This is a genomic window from Serratia sp. PL7 (assembly GCF_945957435.1).
The window spans coordinates 1-22760 of the sequence record NZ_CAMFLB010000024.1; the positions used below are offsets into that span (position 1 = coordinate 1).

Here is a 22760-nt window from a genome sequence, read left to right on the forward strand (position 1 = left end):
GACTGTGTTAGTTCAGAGCGCGCTATAAATATTCACAATAGGGCGCGAATTCTACGCAAAAAAGCAGCGTATGACAAGAGCAGAATAAGACCAGAACAAGAAAAAAGAAGAAAAAAAGCGCAGTTTCTTTCGTGGCGTTTATCTGAACCGTTTTTCAAGTACAATCATAGGGACAGTTACCGCCATGTACCGATGTGAGCAGCGATCTCAACGCGGTGAAGAGAAACACAGCTGAAAAAAACACAATGAACCTAGAGCAAATTACCGAGTTAACCGCGCAAGATATGGCGGCCGTGAACGCAACAATTCTCGAACAGCTGAATTCCGATGTCACGCTCATCAATCAGCTTGGCTATTACATTATCAGCGGTGGCGGTAAGCGCATCCGGCCGATGATCGCCGTCCTGGCGGCGCGGGCGTTGGGCTATGAAGGCAACAAGCACGTCACCGTCGCCGCCCTGATCGAATTCATTCATACCGCCACGCTGCTGCATGACGACGTCGTCGACGAATCGGACATGCGCCGCGGCAAAGCCACCGCCAACGCGGCGTTCGGCAACGCCGCCAGCGTGCTGGTCGGCGACTTTATCTATACCCGCGCCTTCCAGATGATGACCAGCCTGGAATCCCTGCGCGTGCTGGCGCTGATGTCGGAGGCGGTCAACGTCATCGCCGAAGGCGAAGTGCTGCAGTTGATGAATGTGCACGATCCCGACATCAGCGAAGAAAGCTATATGCGGGTGATCTACAGCAAAACCGCCCGTCTGTTTGAGGCGGCGGCGCAATCGTCGGCGATCCTGTCCGGCGCCAGCGCCGAACAAGAGAAGGCGCTGCAAGATTATGGCCGCTACCTCGGCACCGCTTTCCAGCTGATCGACGATCTGCTCGACTACAGCGCCGACGGCAGCACCCTGGGCAAAAACACCGGCGACGATCTGAACGAAGGGAAGCCGACCCTGCCGCTGCTGCACGCGATGCACAACGGCGACGACGCCCAGCGTGACATGATCCGTGGCGCAATTGAGCAAGGCAACGGCCGTCATTTGTTGGAGCCGGTACTGCAGGCGATGCAGCAATGCGGTTCGCTGGAATACACCCGCCAACGCGCCGAGGAAGAGGCCGACAAGGCGATCGCCGCGCTGCAGGTGTTGCCGGCATCGGAGCACCGCACGGCGCTGGAAGGCCTGGCCCATTTAGCGGTGCAACGCGATTTTTAAGAAATCGTGATTTCGCAATACACTCATCAGGCCCGCGTACGCGGGCCTGCTTAGGTATTGCTCTCTTCGTCGATACGCGCCAGCAGGCCGCCAATCCCTTCCCGCATCAGGAAAGCCACCATTTTCTCGCGCTCGCTCTCCGTCAAATGGTAGTAATACTCGATCCAGACCGCCAACGGATCCTGGCGTTCTACGTCATAGGCCGCCCCGTCTTCCTTCAGCACCAGCAGGTTACGCACACCTGAAGGCAGGCTATCGATATGGTATTCCAACGCTTTTCCCTGCACGCCTTTACGCCTGCGGCTGATCCAGCCTTCGCGCCGGGCCATCAAATTGATTCCCTGTGGTGAGGAGGGTAATCCTGCGATGCCTGTCAGTTCCTTGGCGGCAAACCACTCGTTTTTCATGGCCATCATCTCTGGGCAATAGTGGGCAACGTCATTTTTGGAAATTACCTGGGTATTTTTTAGGAAATTTAATGGTATTCTGGTTTCCGAATAAACGTTTCACGTTGTTCAAACGCTTAACTTTGACTCGTTAGTTATACCACTAACGCAACTTTGGCTAATCAGAAAAGGAATGTAAACATGAATTCAAGGAACCCAGATTGGCACCCGGCAGATATCATCGCGGCGCTACGCAAGCAGGGCACCACGCTGGCGGCGGTATCGCGCAAGGCCGGATTGAGCTCATCGACGCTGGCCAATGCGCTGTCGCGCCCGTGGCCGAAGGGGGAATGGCTGATCGCCGAAGCGATAGGCATTCACCCATCGGAGATCTGGCCAAGCCGTTATTACGATCCGCACAGCGATTGCCTGCTGGATCGCAAAGCACGCATCAAGTCGTGAACGCGGAACAAAAAAAAACCGCCGGAACAGCGTCCGGCGGCGTTTATCGGCTGACTCTCGGTATCGATCAGTTATTGATGAACTTCTCGCCCAGTTCGATATCTTTGTGCAGCACGTCCAGCATCTCGTTCAGCGCTTTCTGCTCGAAGGCGCTCAGGGTGCCGATATCTTTACGCTCTTCAACGCCGTTCTTGCCCAGCACCAGCGGCTGCGCGAAGAAGCGAGCGTATTTGCCGTCGCCTTCAACGTAAGCGCATTCCACAACGCCTTTTTCGCCCTGCAGCGCACGCACCAGAGACAGACCGAAACGTGCGGCCGCCTGGCCCATGGACAGCGTTGCAGACCCGCCGCCGGCTTTGGCTTCTACCACTTCGGTACCGGCGTTCTGAATGCGTTTGGTCAGATCCGCCACTTCCTGATCGGTGAAGCTCACACCAGGGATCTGCGACAGCAGAGGCAGAATGGTCACGCCAGAGTGGCCGCCGATAACCGGCACGTTCAGCTCTTCCGGCTGCTTGCCTTTCAGCTCGGCCACGAAGGTGTTGGAACGGATGATATCCAGCGAAGTCACGCCGAACAGTTTGTTCTTGTCGTAAACGCCGGCTTTTTTCAGCACTTCCGCCGCGATGGCGACCGTGGTGTTAACCGGGTTGGTGATGATGCCGATGCAGGCTTTCGGGCAGGTTTTCGCCACTTGCTCAATCAGGTTACGCACGATGCCGGCGTTAACGTTGAACAGATCAGAGCGATCCATGCCTGGCTTACGGGCCACGCCGGCGGAAATCAGCACCACGTCCGCACCGTGCAGAGCCGGGGTCGCGTCTTCGCCGCTGAAGCCTTTAATTTTAACTGCGGTTGGGATGTGGCTTAAGTCGACGGCAACGCCTGGGGTAACGGGGGCAATGTCGTAGAGAGAGAGTTCAGAACCTGAAGGAAGCTGGGTTTTGAGTAGAAGGGCGAGGGCCTGGCCGATACCGCCAGCAGCACCGAGAACTGCAACTTTCATCCTATACTCCTTTATTATCTTAAATATATAAAGCGCCGTGAATGTGTTGGTTACGGACCTTGAGTCATTACACCTTTTAAAACAATAAATTAGCCAATTCTTGCCTGCAGGTGTAATAAAACGGCCGCTGTCGCGCCCATTTTAGATTAAATCGCTTGCGCATGAAGGGCATAGCGCACACTAATCAAAAATAGTGCGAGGTTATTCACGAGCAAGTTAACCGGCCGTTACATTACACCCTTACGCAACATCAGAACAACATCATTTTAATAACATTTTATTTACCACCGTAGGCCGATTTTCCGTCGTCAAAAGGGCATATTCATCGCGGCCGGATTTTGTTAAAATGCCGCCCTTTCCTCGCCGCCCGGTCTTTTTTATTTTCTTTGGGGCGGCCTTTGTTGCATAAAAATTCATCTATATGCATAATCATGACTTCCACTATCAACATTCCACGGTGCAAAATGCGTAATCCCGCAAAACAGGAAGATCTGATCAAGACGTTCAAAGCGTTATTGAAAGAAGAAAAATTCAGTTCTCAAGGCGAGATCGTTTTGGCGCTGCAAGAAGAAGGCTTCGAAAACATTAACCAATCCAAAGTATCGCGCATGCTGACCAAGTTCGGCGCGGTACGTACGCGCAATGCCAAAATGGAAATGGTGTATTGCCTTCCTGCCGAACTCGGCGTGCCGACCACCACCAGCCCGTTGAAGAATCTGGTGCTGGACGTCGACCATAACGACGCCGTCGTGGTGATCCATACCAGCCCGGGCGCCGCGCAGCTGATCGCCCGCCTGCTCGACTCACTGGGTAAATCCCAGGGCATCCTCGGCACGATTGCCGGCGACGATACCATTTTCGTCACCCCGTCCAGCGGCTTTACCGCTCAGAAGCTGCATGAAGCGATCCTGGGCGTGTTTGAGCAAGAGCTGTGAAACCTGGCGCTAACAAAGTGCGGCTACCTTCCGCATTTTGTTAGCACTTCTTTAACCCTCGCATTACCTCCCCGGCCTTTAACCGCGTTTAACACTGCTTTTTTATCCCGCAACAACACATTTCCATGACATCGCCATGTAACCAGCAGTACCCACTGTGATCTTCCGCACTTTTGGTTAAAAGCACTTACCTTATTGAAATTACATAAATTTAACATCAAAAGATCGTTTTATGAGCGTTTTTTATTCCTTACAGTTATAAAAAATAAGGATCATAAGGTTAAAGTTTCACTAGCAACTGTTAGCGAACTATTAATTTTTCGCGTTACTAGCTGTATACTCATTTTCGTGAACTGAATCACAGTTCGTTGGAACTGATAAAAGAATACGATGAGGTGAGATAATGAAAATTAAAGCTACCGTTGCAACCCTGAGCGTTCTGTCCATGCTTTCATTTGGTGCATTCGCAGCACAATCTGTTGATGCAACCCAGGCCGCACAACTGCAACCCGCCGGTGTGATCACCGTGAGTGGCGTCGCCGCTGCACCTTCCGACATCCGCCAGGCACTGTCTGACAAAGCTGACGCCAAAGGGGCGACCGCTTACCGCGTGATCGAAGCGCGCAACGACGGCAACTTCCACGCGACCGCTGAAATCTACAAATAAGTAACGACATTACCCGGCAACGGGCAATACCTCTCTGGAATAAAACGCTGTCATAACGGCCTTCAAGAATAAAAATCGCTGCCAAGCCCTTCCAGGCTGTTATGACCAAGGATCGCTATCATGAACATGAAAACTACTCTTGCTGCACTCGGTCTGCTGTCCGTCAACTCCTTCGGCGCATCTGCCGCCCAGTTGGTGACTAACGATCAGACCGCCAATCTGCAATCTATCGGCACCATTACCGTCAGCGGTATCGACGGCGCACCGACCGACATTCGCCAGGCGCTGTCGGAGAAAGCCGACGCTAAAGGCGCGACCGCCTACCGCGTGATCGAAGCGCGTAACGAAGGCAACTACCACGCCACCGCCGAGATTTACAAATAACAACTCTGGGAACGGCTTTGCAGAGCTGATTACCCTCGTCACTGCCACTGCCGAGTTCTGACGCAAACGCCGATTTCCCAGAGACCCTCTCGTCGTCCTATCCGACGAACCCCGTTGCCCTCGCTCGCGAGGGCTTTTTTATGAGCGTAAAAAAGGCCGCGAATGCGGCCCTTAGGTTGGCTTATGCGGCTGAACAATCAGTAGGTCACCTTCGGTTCCTGCTTTTTCGCCAACGCGTCCAACAGGCGATCGTGAATGCCGCCGAAACCGCCGTTGCTCATCACCAGAATGTGGTCGCCCGGCTGTGCGGTTTTCACCACCATCTCCACCAGCGTGTCGAGATCCGCGCTCCAGTGCGCCGGCTGCACGCAGGCATCCGCCACTTCCGCAACCTGCCACGGAATGTGATGCGGCTGGAACAGGAACACTTCATCGGCACGGCCGAGCGAAGGCGCCAGATCGTTTTTGCTGATGCCCATTTTCATGGTGTTGGATCGCGGCTCCAGCACCGCCAGAATGCGCGCCGTGCCGCCTACCTTGCCGCGCAGCGCGGCCAGAGTGGCCAGGATCGCCGTCGGGTGGTGCGCGAAATCGTCGTAGACCGTGACGCCGTTGGCTTCGCCCCGCAGCTCCAGGCGGCGACGGGCGTTGATGAAGTCGCCCAAGGCGCGGCAGGCGTCCGCCGGCTGCACGCCGACGTGACGGGTCGCCGCGATGGCCATCAGGCCGTTATGCATGTTGTGCTCGCCCACCAGCGCCCAGTTCACTTCGCCGACCTGCTCGCCGTCGAGGAACACCGCGTAATGACTGGCGTCCGGCGTCAGCTTCTGCGCGCGCCAGGTGCCCTCTTCGCCCACCAGCTCCTGTTCGCTCCAGCAGCCCATCGCCATCACCTGCTTCAGGTGGCTGTCGTTGTCCGGCAGGATGATCTTGCCTTTGCCCGGCACCAGGCGCACCAGGTGGTGGAATTGTTTCTGAATGGCTTTCAGATCGTCGAAGATATCGGCGTGGTCGAACTCCAGGTTGTTCATGATCAGCGTGCGCGGGCTGTAGTGCACGAACTTGGAGCGCTTGTCGAAGAACGCGCAGTCATACTCGTCGGCCTCGATCACGAAGAACGGGCTGCCGCCGAGGCGAGCCGAGACGTCGAAGTTGCCCGGCACGCCGCCGATGACGAAGCCCGGCTGGTAGCCGCAGGCTTCGAGGATCCAGGTCGCCATGCCGGCGGTGGTGGTTTTGCCGTGGGTGCCGGCGACCGCCAGTACCCAGCGATCGCGCAACACGGCGTCGTGCAGCCACTGCGGGCCGGAAACGTAAGGGATACCACGCTCCAGCACCGCCTCCACGCACGGGTTGCCGCGCGTCATGGCGTTGCCGATGATCACCAGATCCGGCGCCGGATCCAACTGGGCTGGATCATAACCCTGAATAAGATCGATCCCCTGGTTCTCCAGCAGCGTGCTCATCGGCGGATAGACGTTGGCGTCCGAACCGGTGACGTCATGCCCCAGTGAACGCGCCAGCATCGCCAGCCCGCCCATAAAGGTGCCACAGATCCCAAGAATGTGAATGCGCATAGGTTTCTCATGTGAGTGCATCGAATGTCGGCATATTCTAACGCTCAGAATCGTCCAGAAGAAATGGATTTGCCTATGAATGGCGCGCATCTTTGGGCTACACTGCTCGCGAAAACGTTGGCGGTTTGTTAACAGGCCGCTATCCATCCGTAGATTCAGGGATTGTGTCATGAAAACGTTAGGCGAATTTATCGTCGAGAAACAGCACGACTTCTCGCACGCCACCGGCGAGCTGACCGCGTTACTTTCTGCCATTAAACTGGGCGCCAAAATCATCCACCGCGACATCAACAAGGCTGGCCTGGTTGATATTCTGGGGACCAGCGGGGTGTCCAACGTACAGGGCGAAGTTCAGATGAAACTGGACCTGTACGCGAACGAAAAACTGAAAGCGGCGTTGAAAGCGCGTGGTGAAGTTGCGGGTATCGCTTCCGAAGAAGAAGATGAAATCGTGATATTCGACGGCGAGCGAGCTGAAAATGCCAAGTATGTCGTATTGATGGATCCGTTGGACGGTTCGTCCAACATCGATGTCAACGTCTCGGTCGGTACGATTTTCTCTATCTACCGTCGCATCACGCCGGTCGGCACACCGGTGACCGAAGAAGACTTCCTGCAGCCGGGCAGCGCCCAGGTCGCAGCGGGTTACGTGGTTTACGGTTCGTCCACCATGCTGGTGTACACCACTGGTTACGGTGTCCACGCCTTTACTTACGACCCGTCTCTGGGCGTGTTCTGCCTCTCCCACGAGAAAGTACGCTTCCCGGCGAGCGGCAACATGTATTCCATCAACGAAGGCAACTACATCAAGTTCCCTCTCGGCGTGAAGAAATACATCAAGTACTGCCAAGAGCAGGATGAAGCGACGCAGCGCCCTTACACCTCGCGCTACATCGGTTCTCTGGTGGCGGACTTCCACCGCAACCTGCTGAAAGGCGGCATCTACATCTACCCAAGCACCGCCAGCCATCCGCAAGGCAAGCTGCGCCTGCTGTACGAATGCAACCCGATGGCGTTCCTGGCCGAACAGGCCGGCGGTAAAGCCAGCGACGGCAAAAACCGCATTCTGGACATCACGCCGGTGAAACTGCACCAGCGCGCGCCATTCTTCGTCGGCACCAAGTCGATGGTAGAAGACGCAGAACGCTTCATCGCCGAAAACCCGGACGAGTAACGCGTTTCTGGCAAGGGTTCGGCACCGCGCCGAACCCTTATCGCCTTACAGCTTGAACGCCGCCATGCTCTGCGCCAGCAGCTGAGCCTGATCTTCCAGCGAGCGCGTTGCCGCCGCCGACTCTTCCACCAGCGCCGCATTCTGCTGCGCCACCTGATCCATCTGCGCCACCGCCAGGTTTACCTGTTCGATACCGCTGCTTTGTTCGCGCGTCGCCGCCGAGATCTCACGCATCAACGCCGTCACCCGGCCCACTTCACCGGTGATGCCGCTCATGGTCTGCGCGGCCGACTCCACCATCTGTTCGCCTTCCTGCACCCGGTTCTGCGACGCTTCAATCAGCCCTTTAATCTCTTTCGCCGACTGGGCGCTACGCTGCGCCAGACTGCGCACTTCACCGGCCACCACCGCGAAACCGCGGCCTTGCTCACCGGCGCGCGCCGCTTCCACCGCCGCATTCAGCGCCAGGATATTGGTCTGGAAGGCGATGCCGTCCATCACGCTGATGATGTCGGCGATGCGGCGCGAACTGTCGGTGATCGCCTGCATCTTGCTCATCACCTGGCTGACCACGTCGCTGCCCTGGTTGGCGATATCGGACACGCTCAGCGCCAGTTGGTTGGCCTGCTCGCAGTTCTCGGCGTTCATTTTCACCGTCGAAGTCAGCTGTTCCATGCTGGCGGCGGTCTCTTCCAGCGAAGCGGCCGACTCTTCGGTACGCTGCGCCAGATGCAGGTTACCGGCCGCCAGTTCGCGTGAACCGGTGTCGATCTGGCTGCTGGCATCGCGCACTTTGCTGACCGAACTGGCCAACGCCTGCTGCATACGCTGCATCGCCCGCACCAGGCGGCCCATCTCGGTATCACCCTCACCGCGGATCTCATGGGTCAGATCGCCGCCGGCGATGTGTTCCAACTGCGCGATGGACTCGTCCAACGGGCGCAAAATGATCACGCGCAGCGCGAACCAGGCCAGCACCGCCAGCAGCACGCTGAGCAGGCCCGCCACCACGATCAACGAGATCTTGGTGCTGGCGTTGTTTTCCGCGTCATACACCTGCTTTTCGCCGAGCTTCATGGCAAAGCTGCGGAAATCGCTGAGATCCTTTTCAAACGCGATGCTCAGCGCAGAGATGCGGGTCTCCTGAATATGGTAATACTCATCGATTTTGCCGGCCTTGATGGCGGCAGCCATCGGCTTCACGCCCTGCTCGAGGTAGGCGCGATAGCTGTTTTGCAGACGATTGGAGAGTTCGCGGCCGCGATCGGTCACGGTGCCGACGCCGACAAAGCGCGCCATTTCCTTGTTTGACTGATCGAGGTAACCGTAGATGCGGCCCACGGTGGCGTCGGACACATCGATTTGGCCGATCTCCCGTTGGCGCACCGCCAACGAAGCGGCGGTTCGTGCGCGCAGCGTCAGGTTGGAGCTGTTGGCCAGCGAGCCCAGCTCTTCACCGAGGATCTGGTTCAAGGTATGGATCGATCGCGATCCTTCGTTAATCGCGTTGACGCCAATAACGCTGACCATGATCAGCAACATGGTCATCAGGCTCAGCAGGGCGATCAGCCCAGCCTTCACCGTAATCTTTTTTAGCATGAGTTCTTCCCGGCTTCAGAAATTGTGAGATCAGACGTAGTAGGGGTGGCAAAACGCGGAGCCAGCTTTGCTGGCTCATTATTGTTTGTTGAAGTTATCGGCAGGCGAAGGCAAAACTTCATGCCGCGGCGGGATTAATCTGGAAATTATCCCTGCGCCGGCACACTGGGTTTTCGACGATGAAAAGGGCAGGAAATCGCAAAAGAGTCCGCTATAATAGCCGCCACTCCATTTCTGGTTTGATGATTAAAGGAAACCGACATGAGCTTGAATCTGGTCCCTGCTGGCAAAGACCTGCCGGAAGACATCTACGTAGTAATCGAAATCCCGGCCAACGCCGATCCAATCAAATACGAAATCGACAAAGAAACCGGCGCGCTGTTCGTTGACCGTTTCATGTCCACCGCGATGTTCTACCCGTGCAACTACGGCTACATCAACCACACCCTGTCTCTGGACGGTGACCCGGTTGACGTGCTGGTCCCAACCCCATACCCGCTGCAGCCGGGCTCCGTGATCCGCTGCCGTCCGGTTGGCGTACTGAAGATGACCGACGAAGCCGGTGAAGACGCCAAGCTGGTTGCGGTACCACACAGCAAGCTGACCAAAGAGTACGATCACGTGAAAGACGTGAACGACCTGCCGGAACTGCTGAAAGCCCAGATCGCTCACTTCTTCGAGCACTACAAAGATCTGGAAAAAGGCAAATGGGTGAAAGTGGAAGGCTGGGCAGACGCTGCCGCGGCTAAAGCGGAAATCATCGCCTCCTTCGAACGCGCTGCCAAGAAGTAATTCCAGCCGCCGTCCGATGAAAAAACACCGCTCATTGAGCGGTGTTTTTTTTCTTACTGTTCTTCGAGACGCTTCAGCCAGTCGCCGCTGGTAATTCGCGGGTAACCGTCCACGCTGTGTTTGTACAGGTAGATCCACGCACTCCCATAAGGCGTCTGAATCAGCTCGCGCTTATAGTCCTTGGTGTTGCTTTTCAGTTCGTCCAGCTCTGCCAGAATCGATGAGTTAATACGATACACCTCGCAATGTATCGTGCCCTCTCCAGGGATCGCCGCCGGGTAATGGCCCAGATTATAAATCTGATAGCCTTCGAGCTCGTGCTCGCCGAGCCATTGGGCGTTGGTCATCCAATGGCTGTTTCCCTGTTTGCGCCGTAAACTGCCGTAGACAATTATTCGCATCGCTAAAACTCAAACTGATAGAGCAAATCTAATGCCTGGTCGAGACCAGACACCGCTTCAAGATACAACTTAGGCATCAGGCGATAACGCAACGTCAGCGTGGCCAGCGAGTCGAAAATGCCCACCCCATATTTTACTTGTAAGCCTGGGAGGACATAGCCGCTCACGACAACCTGGGAATTGTCGCCAACCCCTTGAGTGTCCAGAGCCAAATTACTCACGCCGAATGCCTCGCCGATTTTACCCACAAGTTGACCACTTTGTGCAACCCCCATGCCGATTAACATCGACGTCATGGCGTTGCCGTCGGCGCCGGAGCTGCTCAAACCCTGGCCGCGCAGCAGATAAGACAAGGCTTCCTGTTGCGATTTGGCCGGATCGGAGAACACTTCCAGCTTCGGTGCATCCGCCAGGCCGGTCACGCGCACGCCGGCAGTCACGTCGTCCTCGGTGGATTCCGGGTTGCGGATCGCTTCGATATTGAGCAGCGGCTGATCCGGCGGGCCGGAGAACATCAGCTGCCCTTTACGCACGATCAAATCCTGACCATAAGCATGGAAGCGACCGGAAGGGATGTCAATCTGGCCGTTGAGGCCCAGCCCTTTCTTGTCCTGTACCACTTTCAAATCGCCCTTCAAGCGGGCTTTCAGGCCGAAGGCGTCCAGCCGCACGTCATTGCCGACGTGGATCATCAGGTTGCTGTTGATCGGGATCGAAGCGGTCTTCGGTTGAATCGGCTTCAGCTGATCGTCCAGCATCACCTCGTCGGAAGAGACGCCCACCGCGCTTTCCGGCAGCTCCTGCACCGTAATGCGCGCCCAGGGAATGTCGACCTTGCCGTTGAGCGAGAACAGCTGCGGCGTGGCTTCGAACACCAGATCCGGCGACACGTCGATGCGGATCATCGGCGGCACCGTCACCCGCAGCTTGTCGCCCTTGGCGGCAATGCGCGCACGCCAGGCGTTGATGTCACGCCAGTCTGCATCGCCCGCCAGATTCAGCTGGCCGCGGGTGGTGCTGAGCAGCCCCTCCAGCGTCGAGGTCATGCCGTTGAAATTCACCGCCAGCCGCGCGTCGGTCATATCGAACGGCATCCAGTGCCCCTGCACCTTCGCCCGATCCAACGCCAGACGCCCGAACACCAGCGGCTTCTGCGCGCTGCCGCCCAGACGCAGGTTGGCGTTCAGCATGCCCGCTGCACTTTCGCCCTTCATCAGCGCCGGGTTGATCAGCGCCAGCGAGATGTTGGTGATATTGACGTTGCCGCTGATGGTGCGCCGCACCTGCGGATCCACCACCTGGATATTGCCGTCAAACTGGCCGTTGTTGGTCAGTTTGATCCGCCAGTCGGCCTGCGCGCGACCGTTGTTCAGGCCGGCGTTGAGGGTCAGCGTATCGAAAGCGATAGGCAGCGCGTTGCCCTGCACCTGCTGTACCACCTTGACGCCGTTGCCGGCCAGCGTGACTTTCGCCTCCGGCAGCGCGCCGCCTGGTTTCCAGCTGACGTCGGCCCGGCCGGTGAACACGCCGCTCAGGGCGGTTTCCGGGCCGAGAAACGGCTTGATCATCGCCAGGTCGAACCGATTGAGCACCACGCTAGCCTGGCCGCTCTGGCCGGCTTCAATGGTCTTCGGCACGCACAGCTCGGCGTTCGGGTTCTGCCAACAGTGCGGCCCGATGCTGATTTTCTGCGCGGTGTTCAGGTAATCCAGCGCGATGGCGCGCGTCAGGCGCCACTCCCCTACCGGCGTATCGAAGCGGGTATTGTTCAGATTGCCGCGCCAGCGCTGCTGCTGACGATCGAAGCTGCCCTGCAGCGCCAGCTGGCCGGAGACCGGTTTGCCGTCGATCTTCAACTGCAGCTGATGCTGCTTCTCGCTGCCTTTGGCGTCGAGGGTCAGCAGGCTGACTTCCAGCGCATCCTGCTTCAGCTGCTCGACGCGTACCGCCAACTGCCCCTGGATCTGATCCGTGGAGCGCACGTCGCCGTCTATTTTCACGCGGTTGATGCGCAGCGCCTGCCACTGCAAGCCGGAGGCGGTCAAATCCGCCAGCAGTTGCGGCGCCTGCAGATTGCCGCGCAGTTTCAACAGCCCTTTGGCGGTGCCGCCCAGGCCCGGCAGCGCGCCGTCCAGACGCGGCGCGTCGATGTTGGCGTCCAGGTTCCAGCTTTTCTCATCCAGCTGCCCTTTGACGTTCAGCTGGTTGCGCCCCAGCGTCAGATCGATGCCGGGGATTTTCCACTGCCCGGCGGCGTTGCCGCTCAGCGTACCGCGCGCCGTGACCTTGTTCTGCTTCACGTTGCCGTCCAGCTGCAGCACCGGCACCTGCAGCTGCCAGCTGCCGCCGTGCAGGCTGCCGCGCGTAGTGATCTTGCCATCCAGCTTCGCCGGCCATTCCGGCCACTGCTTGGCGGTATTGATGCCGCTCAGCGTCAATTGCGAGTTCCAGCTGATGGCCTTGCTCCAGTCCACCAGCGCAGTGAGATCGGTATTGCCCTGCAGCGCCGCCAGCCGCAGGCGCTCCAGCTTGAACTGCTCAACGTTGCCTTTGCCGTCCAGCGTCAGCACCGCCGGCGGCAGATCCTGGCCTTTCAGATTGGCGCGTGTCGACAGCGCATAGTCGGTCGCCTTGCCGTTAAAGCGCAGGCGAAAATCGTTGACCTGGTACTGCGCCTCGCCGCTCAGCGGCCATTTCAGCTGTTTGCTCTGCAACGTCAGCGCCAGCGGCAGGCCGGCTTCGGCCAGCCGGGTTTGCACATCGAGCTGGGCGCCGACCGGGCCGGACAGGTTCAGCGCGACCTTCAGCTCATCACGCAGCCCGCCACCGATGTTCAGCTTCACCTTCTCGCCCTTCAGCGGTTCGATGTTCAGCGCGCTGTTGGCGGTCAGGGCCACCGGCCAGTCGCCGGTCAGGGTCGCCTGCCCCTGCACCGACAGCGTGCCCTGCGGCGACTTCACGTCGAAGTTGTCCAGTTGGATATGCTGATCCTGCGTGCTGGCCTGCAGCAACAGACTCGTGATCAGCACGTCGGTATCGCCGGTCAAGCGCAGCTGTTCGCCGCTGATCTCTTTGACGGTGATATCCAGCGGCAGGCGGATGTCCGGCAGATCCGGCAACAGCGGTTTGGCGAACAGTTCCTTCAGCGTTTCGCCGAGCGGCTTCTCTTCCGGCTGCGGCGCCGGTTTCGCCGCGTCGGTAACCTGCTCACCGACCTTTTTCGCTACCTCAACCGCCGGTTGCACCGCTTCCGGCAACGGATTTTGCGGCGTTTTCGGCAAGGCGATCAGCAACGAGCCGATCTTGGTTGGCATCAGCGTCAGCGCGCGCTCTTGCCACTGTGCGCCGGTGCGGAACTCGGCCAGAGAAATGGCGGTGTCGTCGACGGTGACCTTGATGTTGTTCAGCGCCAACAGGCGCAGGGTGATCGGATAAGGGGTGCTGAGATTGGTGGTCGGCTCACTGCTCTCCTCCACCGGCGTGGAGGGCGCCATCTCTTTGGTGTTCACCGCCACGTCCACGTCCTGAGCGGTCAAGGCGTTGACGCACAGCGAGCTGCGTTTAAAGCAGGAGAGATCGAGGGACAGATGGAATTGCCCAGCGTTGACCGTCACGCCCGGCATCTGATACTTCACGCCCTTCAGCGTCAGATCGCGCCAGCCGCCGCTGACGCCGGCGATCTCCAGCCCCGGCACCCAGCGCGCCGCGCCGTTGATGACCATATGCAAACCGGTGGTAGTGCCCACCAGAAAGGCCAGCCCGCCGATCAGCAACAGCAGGACGACCAGAAATCCGAGACAAATCTTTTTAACCAGGCTCATAGTTCAGGCCCCAAACCGATGTAGAACTGCATCCCGTGAGTGTCCTTGTCTCCCACGGGCGCGGCGATATCCAACTTCACCGGCCCCACCGGCGACTGCCAGCGCACGCCGACACCGGCGCCGGTCTTGAAGTTGCTTTTCTTGATATCGTTCACCGCTTCACCGGAATCGACGAACATTGCCCCCCACCATTTGCCGGTCACGTTGTATTGATACTCCAGCGAGCCGGTCAGCATCTTGGAGGCGCCGGTCAGCTTGCCATCGTCGCCGCGCGGCGAAATGTCTTTGTACTTGTAGCCGCGAATGCTGCGGTCACCGCCGGCGAAGAAGCGCAAATCCGGCGGCACCTTGTCGAAGTCGTTGGTTTCTATCCATCCCACCTGCCCGCGCGCCACGAAACGATGCTTGTCGGCAAGCGTGCGGATCCAGACGTTTTGCGCCTGCATCAGCGCGAAGTCCACGCCGGAGCCCCAGGTGGTGTCGGACACGTCGATGGAGTAGCGTTGGCTGTCGCCCCAGGTCGGCATCAGGCCACCGCGTGAGCGGGTGCGGTTGAAGCTGACGCCAGGGTACAACAGCATGGTAGTGTTGCTGACGTTGCCCTGGGTAAAGTTATCCCAGCGCCAGGTCAGGTTGATCGCCCGCTGCCAGCCGCTGGAGAGATCCCAGTTGCGCGAGGCCACCACTTTGGAGGTCACGGATTTGGTGTCGTTAAGATCGACGTTCTTGAGCCCGCCCTGCAGCAGGTAATACTGCTCCAGCGGATTCTTCAGCAGCGGGATCTTATAGGTCAGATCCAGTTGCTGCTCCGGCGCCGACACGCTAGCGCTGGTTTCCAGGCTGTGGCCGCGATCGTTGAGCCAGGGCTTTTTCCAGGTGCCTTTCACCCGCGGGCCGACGTCGGTGGAGTAACCGATACCGGTTTCGATGGTATTGCGCGTACGCGGCGTTACCAGCGCGTCCAACGGCAAAATCTTGTTCTCTTTGGCATCGTTGAAATCAGGGGACACCACCACCGAGTTGAACCAGTTGGTAGCGGACAAACGGCGGTTCAGCTCGGCCAAATCCTCCGAACTGTAGTAATCCCCCTGATGAAAGGGCACCAGATTTTGCAGATAGTCTTCGCGGATTTGCGAACCGGTGAATTTCACCTTGCCGAAGCGGTAACGTTCGCCGCTGTTGAAATCGATGTCCCAAAACGCCTTGTGCAGATCTTCGGCCACGCCGAGCTGGCTTTTGGTCATGTCGGCGTCGAAATAGCCTTTGCGCAGCGCCAGGCCGGTGAGCGAGCCTTTGAAACTGTCATACTTGCCGTGGTTGAGGATCTCGCCGATGGTCGGCCGCCCCTTCTTTACCAGCGTCAGGTAGTCTTCATCGGTCTTCGCGCCGCCCTCCAGCACGATATTGGCGCCGGCGATACGCACCGGCTCGCCCGGATTGACCTTGGCATGCAGCACCGGGCGCGACATTCCCGGTCGGTCGTCCAGCGTAAACTCGATGGTCGGCTGGTAATAGCCGAGCGCGCGCAGCCCCTGGCGCACCGCCTCATCCACCCGCGCGCGGAAGCGGCCGTCGGTGCCGACCTCTTCAGGCGTGATCGACGACAGCCGCACTCGGACGTTTTTTTCCAACTCTCCGCTTAACCCCTCCACCTGCAGCCGTACGTTCGCCGCATAGGCCGCAGGTGCCGCAAGCAACACAGATATCAAGCACATGACCGGGTACTTTGGCACGTGTTCTCCTTATTGATTTTACTTTCCTGTTATGGTGTTTGCTCCGGGGCCAGGGCAGACTCCGCGCTATCATGACGGCAGCCCTCTTCAACCTTATTCCGGACGCCACCCGCCGCGCTTTGCCACCGCCGCGCAACAGGCGAATTCTTCACTTTTGGCGCTCAAAATACTGCGTTAAGCTTATACAAAATCCAACTTGCCACTTATTGTGGGCAAAGACGCGGTGAGATACAACCGAACCGCCGCCATGTAGGGTCAATTCTTACTGTGACAACAGGAGTCAACCGTGGTGCCATTTTTTGATAAATCACAAACCGTCGATAAGGCAAGCGCGCTGCCTGGCCGCACCACGCCAATGCCTGTCGCAACGCTCAACGTGGTCACCGAACACTCGATGACCCAGGTGCCGGCAGGCATGGAAGTGGCGATCTTCGCCATGGGCTGTTTCTGGGGCGTCGAGCGTCTGTTCTGGCAGCAGCCGGGCGTCTACAGCACCGCCGCCGGCTACAGCGGCGGCTATACGCCGAACCCGACCTACCGCGAAGTGTGCAGCGGCCAGACCGGCCACGCCGAAGTGGTGCGCGTGGTGTTCGATCCGCAGGTCGTCAGCTACAAACAGCTGCTGCAGGTATTCTGGGAAAATCACGATCCGGCGCAGGGCATGCGCCAGGGCGGCGACGTCGGCACTCAGTACCGCTCGGCGATTTATACGCTGAGCCCAGAGCAGCAGGCCGAGGCGGAAAGCAGCCTGCAACGCTTCCAGCAGGCGATGGACGCGGCGGGCGACAAGCGCGTCATCACCACCGAGATCGCGCCGGCGCTGCCGTTCTATTATGCGGAAGACGATCATCAGCAGTACCTGTTCAAAAACCCGGAAGGTTACTGCGGGCTGGGCGGCATCGGCGTTTGCCTGCCGCCGCAGGGCTGATTTGATGCCGGCCGGCGGCACTTTTTTAACCGCTGGCGGCCCCTGTGGGGCAACTGCTATACTATGCGGGCCGCTTCTGCGGCCCGATAGCTTCCCTTCTGGTTGTTATCGCTGCTTTTTTTACTATGTACTACCCTTCCTCAAGAGCGCCGTCATCCCGTCGGCACGTATGGATAGATTATGTTAAACAGTATTTTACTGATTCTTTTTCTGATCGCGGTGAGTGCGTTCTTCTCACTGTCGGAAATCTCTCTGGCCGCCTCGCGCAAGATCAAACTGAAGCTGATGGCCGACGAAGGTAACGTCAACGCCGCCAGAGTGCTCAAGCTGCAAGAAACCCCAGGCATCTTCTTCACCGTGGTGCAGATCGGCCTGAACGCCGTGGCCATCCTCGGCGGTATCGTCGGCGACGCGGCTTTCTCTCCCACCTTCAAGGTGTTGTTCGATCGCTTCCTGTCGCCTGAACTGGCAGAACAGGTCAGCTTCATCTGCTCCTTCGTGCTGGTGACCAGCCTGTTTATCCTGTTCGCCGATTTGACCCCGAAGCGCATCGGTATGATTGCACCAGAGACGGTCGCCGTCCGGATCATCAACCCGATGCGTTTCTCCATCATGATCTTCCGCCCGCTGGTGTGGTTCTTCAACGGCATGGCCAACCTGATCTTCCGCATGTTCAAGCTGCCGATGGTGCGTAAGGACGATATCACCTCCGATGACATCTACGCGGTGGTGGAAGCCGGCGCCCTGGCGGGCGTGCTGCGCAAGCAGGAGCACGAGCTGATTGAAAACGTGTTCGAGCTGGAATCGCGCACCGTGCCGTCTTCGATGACCTCACGCGAAAGCGTGGTGTACTTCGATCTGCGCGAAAGCGAAGAGAGCATCAAGGAGAAGGTCTCGACCCATCCGCACTCCAAGTTCCTGGTGTGCGACGGCCATATCGATCAGGTGGTGGGTTACGTCGATTCCAAAGACCTGCTGAACCGCGTGCTGGGCAACCAGAGCCTGGTGCTGAGCAGCGGCGTGCAGATCCGCTCGGCGCTGATCGTGCCGGATACGCTGACGCTGTCCGAAGCGCTGGAAAGCTTCAAAACCGCCGGCGAAGACTTCGCGGTGATCCTCAATGAATATGCGTTGGTGGTGGGCATCATCACCCTTAACGACGTGATGACCACGCTGATGGGCGATCTGGTCGGCCAGGGCCAGGAAGAACAGATCGTGGCGCGCGACGAAAGCTCATGGTTGATTGAAGGCGGCACGCCGATCGACGACGTGATGCGCGTGCTGGACATCGACGAATTCCCGCAGGCGGGCAACTACGAGACCATCGGCGGCTTTATGATGTATATGCTGCGCAAGATCCCGAAACGCACCGACTTCGTCAAATACGCCGGCTACAAGTTCGAGGTGGTGGATATCGACAGCTACAAGATAGACCAGCTGCTGGTCACCCGGCTGAGCGACAAACCGGCGGCGGTGCTGCCGAAAGCGCCAGACGACACCCCGGCGGCCTGACGGCGCGAAGGACAGAAACATCAGCGGCCCCATCGGGGCCGCATTTTTTTACCGCTGTCAGCGAGGTGTTCACCCCATCTCGGTCTGCAACAGCAGCACCTGACGGTTCACTTCAGACATCACGCTGAAATGGCGCTTGTCGCGAATCTTCGGCGGCAGGATTTTCCCTTCGTCGAATTCAAATGCGCCTACGTCCTTGATATACAGCCTTCCACGAAACAGGGTCTTAACGTACTTTGCCACTTTCAAAGGGTTATAACGCTGGAAGATTCTCATTCTTTTACGCTCCTCCCGTTGATCCATGCGCTCAGCGAGCCGCCAAAGGTGGCAGCCTCGAAATTCAGAACGCAACTTGATTGCATGTAGTAGACCCAGTAAAGACCAGAACGTTCACTTCTGCCTGGTTATCTACGCTGGATTTACACTTTTTGACAGAATTGTATATGATAATTTATAACGTTTTCAGGATATCCCTTCAAAATCTGATGATTAGCGAACCAAGGGAAAATCTGCGATCCGGTTAACAGGACAGACCTCTTATCACATCCTATGCTTTAGGCTGTCGAAGTGCTGTCGCACAAATTCCCCCCATTACAAGGAGAAAGCATGAAAACAAGTCGCATGCTGATGGTATCCCTGCTGCTCGCCCCGCTTTTCGCTTCCGCGCACAACTTCCAGCTCCAGCAGCGCGTAGCGCCGGTTGGCGTCAGCGACAAAGGAGAGCTCAACTACGCTGACGGTAATTTTAGCTACCAAAACTGGAACAGCGCGCAGCTCAGTGGAAAAGTGCGAGTGATACAACATATTGCCGGCCGCAGCTCCGCCAAAGACATGAACGACCCACTGATTGAAGCGATCAAGAAAGCGAAGCTACCACACGATCGTTACCAAACGACGACAATCGTCAACACCGACGATGCCCTGATGGGCACCGCGATGTTCGTGCGCAGCAGCATTGAAGACAGCAAGAAGGAGTTCCCGTGGTCGCAGTTTATCGTCGACAGCGACGGTAACGTGCGCAAGGCCTGGGATTTGCAGCCGAAAGGCTCAGCCATCGTGGTGCTGGATAAGCAAGGGCGCATTCAGTTTGCTAAAGACGGCGCGCTGACGCCGGAAGAGGTGCAGCAGGTGATATCCAAACTGCACCAGCTGTTGGCGAACTAACTCAGAACAGCGACACCCGGAAGCCGGGGTTGAGGAAAGATTCACGCGGGGTATAGAGCAACGGCTTGCCCTGCCAATCGTGAATTTGCGCCCCGGCAGCCACCGCCACCGCATGCCCTGCGGCGGTATCCCAAATGTTGGTCGGCCCAAAGCGCGGATAAAGCTGCGCCTTGCCTTCCGCCACCAGGCAAAACTTCAGCGAGGAACCGACGGACACGGTCTGGTGCTCGCCCAGTTGCTGAAGGTAATCTTTCAGCTCGTCGTCGATATGCGAGCGGCTCACCACCACCAGCGGCGGATGCGCGTTGCTGACGCCGATCGCCTGCCGCACGCCCTTCTCTTCTTTCCAGGCCTTGCCGCGCTCCGCCAGATACAACACGTCGATCGCCGGGGCATACACCACGCCCATCACCGCCTGCCCGTCTTCAATCAGGGCGATATTGACCGTGAACTCGCCGTTGCGGTGCAAAAACTCTTTGGTGCCGTCCAACGGATCGACCAACCAGTAGCGCGTCCAGCTGCGGCGCTCTTCCCACGCCGGCGGATCCTCTTCCGACAGCAGCGGCACCTCCGGCGTCAGGGCCGCCAGGCCGCGCTTGATGATGTGATGCGCCGCCAGATCGGCCGCCGTCACCGGTGAGTCATCTTTTTTCTGTGCGACATCAAGCGGTTGTTCACCGTCGTACACCGCCATGATCGCCGCCCCCGCCTCGCGGGACAGTTGGCAAATTCGCTCTAACATCATGCACCTCAACTCTGCATCTCCGTGGGAAATTTCCCTCTGTCTCTGCTAGCAGACTAGTTTTTTTTACGCCGAATATCCATCTCAACCGGCTAAGCCACGGGAAATCCTCAGATCTTGTTGGGCACAACTGTGAACTTCCCCGCGTTACCTGCTCCCGTTTTCTGCCACACTTCACAGTTTACTGTAGCAAGCAGTGTTAATTACATTTCCCTCTGCGATAACACTCGAATAATGGAATGGAGAGAACCCCAAATGATGAAGCATCCACTGACGCTGTCCGCGCTTGCGCTGCTGGTGTGCGCCTCGGCGCAGGCGGCGACCGTCGATCTGCGCGTGCTGGAAACCACCGATCTGCACAGCAACATGATGGACTTCGATTACTACAAGGACACGCCGACCGACAAATTCGGCCTGGTGCGCACCGCCAGCCTGATCCAACAGGCGCGCCAGCAGGCCGCCAACGCGGTGTTGGTGGACAACGGCGACATCATTCAGGGCAGCCCGCTCGGCGACTACATGGCGGCCAAGGGGCTGAAACCGGGTGACGTGCACCCGGTCTATAAGGCGATGAACACGCTGGACTATGTGGTCGGCAACATCGGCAACCATGAGTTCAACTACGGGCTGGACTATCTGAAGAACGCCATCGCCGGCGCCAAATTCCCGTACATCAACGCCAACGTCATCGACGCCAAAACGCAAAAACCGCTGTTCACGCCGTACATCATCGTCGATACGCCGGTGAAAGACCGCGACGGCAAGGCGCATACGCTGCGCATCGGCTATATCGGCTTCGTGCCGCCGCAGATCCTGGTGTGGGACAAAGCCAACCTGCAGGGCAAAGTGACGGTGGACGACATCACCGCCACCGCCAAGCGCTACGTGCCGCAAATGCGTAAACAGGGCGCCGATCTGGTGGTGGCGATCCCGCATTCCGGGCTGTCCAGCGAGCCTTACAAGGCAATGGCGGAGAACTCAGTCTACTACCTCAGCCAGGTGCCGGGCATCGACGCCATCATGTTCGGTCACGCCCATGCGGTGTTCCCGAGCAAAGACTTCGCCAACATCAAAGGCGCGGATATCGACAAAGGCCTGCTGAACGGCGTACCGGCGGTGATGCCGGGCCAATGGGGCGATCATCTCGGCGTGGTCGATCTGCAGCTCAACAACGATAACGGCAGTTGGAAAGTGACCGCCGCCAAAGCGGAAGCACGGCCGATCTACGATAAAGAGAACAAGACATCGCTGGCGGCGGAAGATGCCGCGCTGGTGAAGGTGTTGGCGGACGATCACAAAGGCACGCGCGAGTTCGTCAGCCAGCCGATCGGTAAATCCGACGGCAACATGTACAGCTACCTGGCGCTGGTGCAGGACGATCCGACGGTGCAGATCGTCAACAATGCGCAGAAGGCCTACGTCGAACATTACATCCAGGGCGATCCGGACCTCGCCGATCTGCCGGTGCTGTCGGCGGCGGCGCCGTTCAAGGTCGGCGGCCGCAAGAACGATCCCGCCAGCTTCGTCGAAGTGGAAAAAGGCCAGCTCACCTTCCGCAACGCCGCCGATCTCTATCTCTACCCCAATACGCTGGTGGTGGTGAAGGCCAGCGGCAAAGAGGTGAAAGAGTGGCTGGAGTGCTCCGCCGGCCAGTTCAACCAGATCGACGTCAACAGCGCCAAGCCGCAGGGCTTGATCAACTGGGACGGCTTCCGCACCTATAACTTCGACGTGATCGACGGCGTCAACTACCAGATCGACGTCAGCCAGCCGGCGCGTTACGACGGCGAATGCCAGCTGATCAACGAGAAGGCGGAGCGTATCAAACAGCTGACCTTTAACGGCAAGCCTATCGATCCGAACGCCACCTTCCTGGTTGCCACCAACAACTATCGCGCCTACGGCGGCAAGTTTGCCGGCACCGGCGACAAACATATCGCCTTCGCTTCGCCGGATGAAAACCGCTCGGTGCTGGCGACCTACATCAGCGCCGAAACCCAGCGGCATGGCGCGGTGCGCCCGCAGGCGGACAACAATTGGCGTTTGGCTAACTTCAGCAGCAAGCAGCCGCTGGATATTCGCTTCGAGACCTCGCCTTCGGACAAAGCGACGGCGTTTATCAAAGAGCACGCCCAATACCCGATGACCGCCGAAGGCAATGACCGTATCGGTTTCGCGGTCTATCGCATCGATTTAAGCGCGAAATAATCACCAGGCCGGGGCACTCCCCCGGCCATCACCTCTATTTTCCCGCTGGCGC

General features: G+C 58.2%; 21 protein-coding genes. 12 read left to right on the forward strand and 9 right to left on the reverse strand.

Annotated features, from left to right (window positions below):
* On the forward strand, positions 1-198 hold a 198-nt coding region (locus tag N6G83_RS43795), incomplete at its 5' end, for a hypothetical protein (RefSeq protein WP_260524176.1).
* 47 nt (positions 199-245) lie between these two features.
* Positions 246-1217, forward strand: a complete 972-nt coding sequence (ispB, locus tag N6G83_RS43800) for an octaprenyl diphosphate synthase (RefSeq protein WP_025305045.1) — start codon at positions 246-248, stop codon at positions 1215-1217.
* 50 nt (positions 1218-1267) lie between these two features.
* Here ispB and N6G83_RS43805 read toward each other — a convergent pair whose 3' ends face one another.
* Positions 1268-1624 (reverse strand): DNA-binding protein, encoded by a 357-nt coding sequence (locus N6G83_RS43805; protein ID WP_025305044.1) that lies wholly within the window; start codon positions 1622-1624, stop codon positions 1268-1270.
* 180 nt (positions 1625-1804) lie between these two features.
* On the opposite strand from N6G83_RS43805, the gene N6G83_RS43810 reads away from it, so the two are divergent.
* On the forward strand, positions 1805-2065 hold the full coding sequence (locus N6G83_RS43810; protein WP_004933567.1) for a helix-turn-helix domain-containing protein: 261 nt from the start codon (positions 1805-1807) through the stop codon (positions 2063-2065).
* Between the two features lie 67 nt (positions 2066-2132).
* On the opposite strand, the gene mdh is transcribed toward N6G83_RS43810, so the two are convergent.
* Positions 2133-3071 carry a malate dehydrogenase gene (gene mdh, locus N6G83_RS43815; RefSeq protein WP_004933569.1) on the reverse strand — a complete coding sequence of 313 codons (939 nt, stop codon included), beginning with the start codon at positions 3069-3071 and terminating at the stop codon, positions 2133-2135.
* A 464-nt stretch (positions 3072-3535) separates the two neighbouring features.
* Here mdh and argR point away from each other — a divergent pair, with 464 nt between their 5' ends.
* From argR to yhcN (N6G83_RS43830), 3 genes are all read left to right on the forward strand, one after another.
* Positions 3536-4006: a transcriptional regulator ArgR gene (argR, locus tag N6G83_RS43820; protein WP_016929335.1), complete on the forward strand. Its 471-nt coding sequence runs from the start codon at positions 3536-3538 to the stop codon at positions 4004-4006.
* Positions 4007-4409: 403 nt separating this feature from the next.
* Positions 4410-4673, forward strand: coding sequence for a peroxide/acid stress response protein YhcN (gene yhcN / locus N6G83_RS43825; protein ID WP_025305043.1), 264 nt, complete (start codon positions 4410-4412; stop codon positions 4671-4673).
* Between the two features lie 120 nt (positions 4674-4793).
* The gene (yhcN, locus tag N6G83_RS43830; protein WP_260516183.1) at positions 4794-5057 is read left to right on the forward strand and encodes a peroxide/acid stress response protein YhcN; all 264 of its coding nucleotides are present in this window, start codon (positions 4794-4796) and stop codon (positions 5055-5057) included.
* Between the two features lie 197 nt (positions 5058-5254).
* On the opposite strand, the gene mpl is transcribed toward yhcN (N6G83_RS43830), so the two are convergent.
* On the reverse strand, positions 5255-6634 hold the full coding sequence (mpl, locus tag N6G83_RS43835; RefSeq protein ID WP_033651482.1) for a UDP-N-acetylmuramate:L-alanyl-gamma-D-glutamyl-meso-diaminopimelate ligase: 1380 nt from the start codon (positions 6632-6634) through the stop codon (positions 5255-5257).
* Positions 6635-6803: 169 nt separating this feature from the next.
* On the opposite strand from mpl, the gene fbp reads away from it, so the two are divergent.
* A complete protein-coding gene (fbp, locus tag N6G83_RS43840) occupies positions 6804-7808 on the forward strand; it encodes a class 1 fructose-bisphosphatase (protein WP_004933587.1) in 1005 nt (334 codons plus the stop codon).
* Positions 7809-7853: 45 nt separating this feature from the next.
* On the opposite strand, the gene N6G83_RS43845 is transcribed toward fbp, so the two are convergent.
* Positions 7854-9407 (reverse strand): methyl-accepting chemotaxis protein, encoded by a 1554-nt coding sequence (locus N6G83_RS43845; RefSeq protein WP_025305040.1) that lies wholly within the window; start codon positions 9405-9407, stop codon positions 7854-7856.
* A gap of 261 nt (positions 9408-9668) precedes the next feature.
* Between N6G83_RS43845 and ppa the strand changes: the two genes are divergently transcribed.
* On the forward strand, positions 9669-10199 hold the full coding sequence (ppa, locus tag N6G83_RS43850; RefSeq protein WP_004933594.1) for an inorganic diphosphatase: 531 nt from the start codon (positions 9669-9671) through the stop codon (positions 10197-10199).
* Positions 10200-10252: 53 nt separating this feature from the next.
* On the opposite strand, the gene N6G83_RS43855 is transcribed toward ppa, so the two are convergent.
* Genes N6G83_RS43855 through N6G83_RS43865 form a run of 3 tightly spaced genes read right to left on the reverse strand, consistent with a single transcriptional unit; the run spans position 10253 to position 16136 of the window.
* Positions 10253-10600 (reverse strand): gamma-glutamylcyclotransferase, encoded by a 348-nt coding sequence (locus tag N6G83_RS43855; RefSeq protein ID WP_025159589.1) that lies wholly within the window; start codon positions 10598-10600, stop codon positions 10253-10255.
* A gap of 2 nt (positions 10601-10602) precedes the next feature.
* A complete protein-coding gene (locus tag N6G83_RS43860) occupies positions 10603-14421 on the reverse strand; it encodes a translocation/assembly module TamB domain-containing protein (protein ID WP_060433988.1) in 3819 nt (1272 codons plus the stop codon).
* Positions 14418-16136, reverse strand: a complete 1719-nt coding sequence (locus N6G83_RS43865; RefSeq protein ID WP_169540592.1) for an autotransporter assembly complex protein TamA — start codon at positions 16134-16136, stop codon at positions 14418-14420. The genes N6G83_RS43860 and N6G83_RS43865 overlap by 4 nt, the downstream gene beginning before the upstream one ends.
* 304 nt (positions 16137-16440) lie before the next feature.
* Between N6G83_RS43865 and msrA the strand changes: the two genes are divergently transcribed.
* Positions 16441-17082: a peptide-methionine (S)-S-oxide reductase MsrA gene (msrA, locus tag N6G83_RS43870; protein WP_043139288.1), complete on the forward strand. Its 642-nt coding sequence runs from the start codon at positions 16441-16443 to the stop codon at positions 17080-17082.
* A gap of 180 nt (positions 17083-17262) precedes the next feature.
* Complete coding sequence (locus tag N6G83_RS43875; protein ID WP_004933603.1) at positions 17263-18594, forward strand: hemolysin family protein; 1332 nt, start codon at positions 17263-17265, stop codon at positions 18592-18594.
* Between the two features lie 69 nt (positions 18595-18663).
* Here the strand turns inward: N6G83_RS43875 and N6G83_RS43880 are convergent, their stop codons facing one another.
* Positions 18664-18870 (reverse strand): DUF1107 domain-containing protein, encoded by a 207-nt coding sequence (locus N6G83_RS43880; RefSeq protein ID WP_004933604.1) that lies wholly within the window; start codon positions 18868-18870, stop codon positions 18664-18666.
* A gap of 330 nt (positions 18871-19200) precedes the next feature.
* Here N6G83_RS43880 and N6G83_RS43885 point away from each other — a divergent pair, with 330 nt between their 5' ends.
* Positions 19201-19758, forward strand: coding sequence for a YtfJ family protein (locus N6G83_RS43885; protein WP_025305036.1), 558 nt, complete (start codon positions 19201-19203; stop codon positions 19756-19758).
* 1 nt (position 19759) lies between these two features.
* Here N6G83_RS43885 and cysQ read toward each other — a convergent pair whose 3' ends face one another.
* A complete protein-coding gene (gene cysQ, locus N6G83_RS43890) occupies positions 19760-20500 on the reverse strand; it encodes a 3'(2'),5'-bisphosphate nucleotidase CysQ (protein WP_004933611.1) in 741 nt (246 codons plus the stop codon).
* A 255-nt stretch (positions 20501-20755) separates the two neighbouring features.
* Between cysQ and N6G83_RS43895 the strand changes: the two genes are divergently transcribed.
* Positions 20756-22708, forward strand: coding sequence for a bifunctional 2',3'-cyclic-nucleotide 2'-phosphodiesterase/3'-nucleotidase (locus tag N6G83_RS43895; RefSeq protein ID WP_043139292.1), 1953 nt, complete (start codon positions 20756-20758; stop codon positions 22706-22708).
* Positions 22709-22760: the final 52 nt, after the last annotated feature.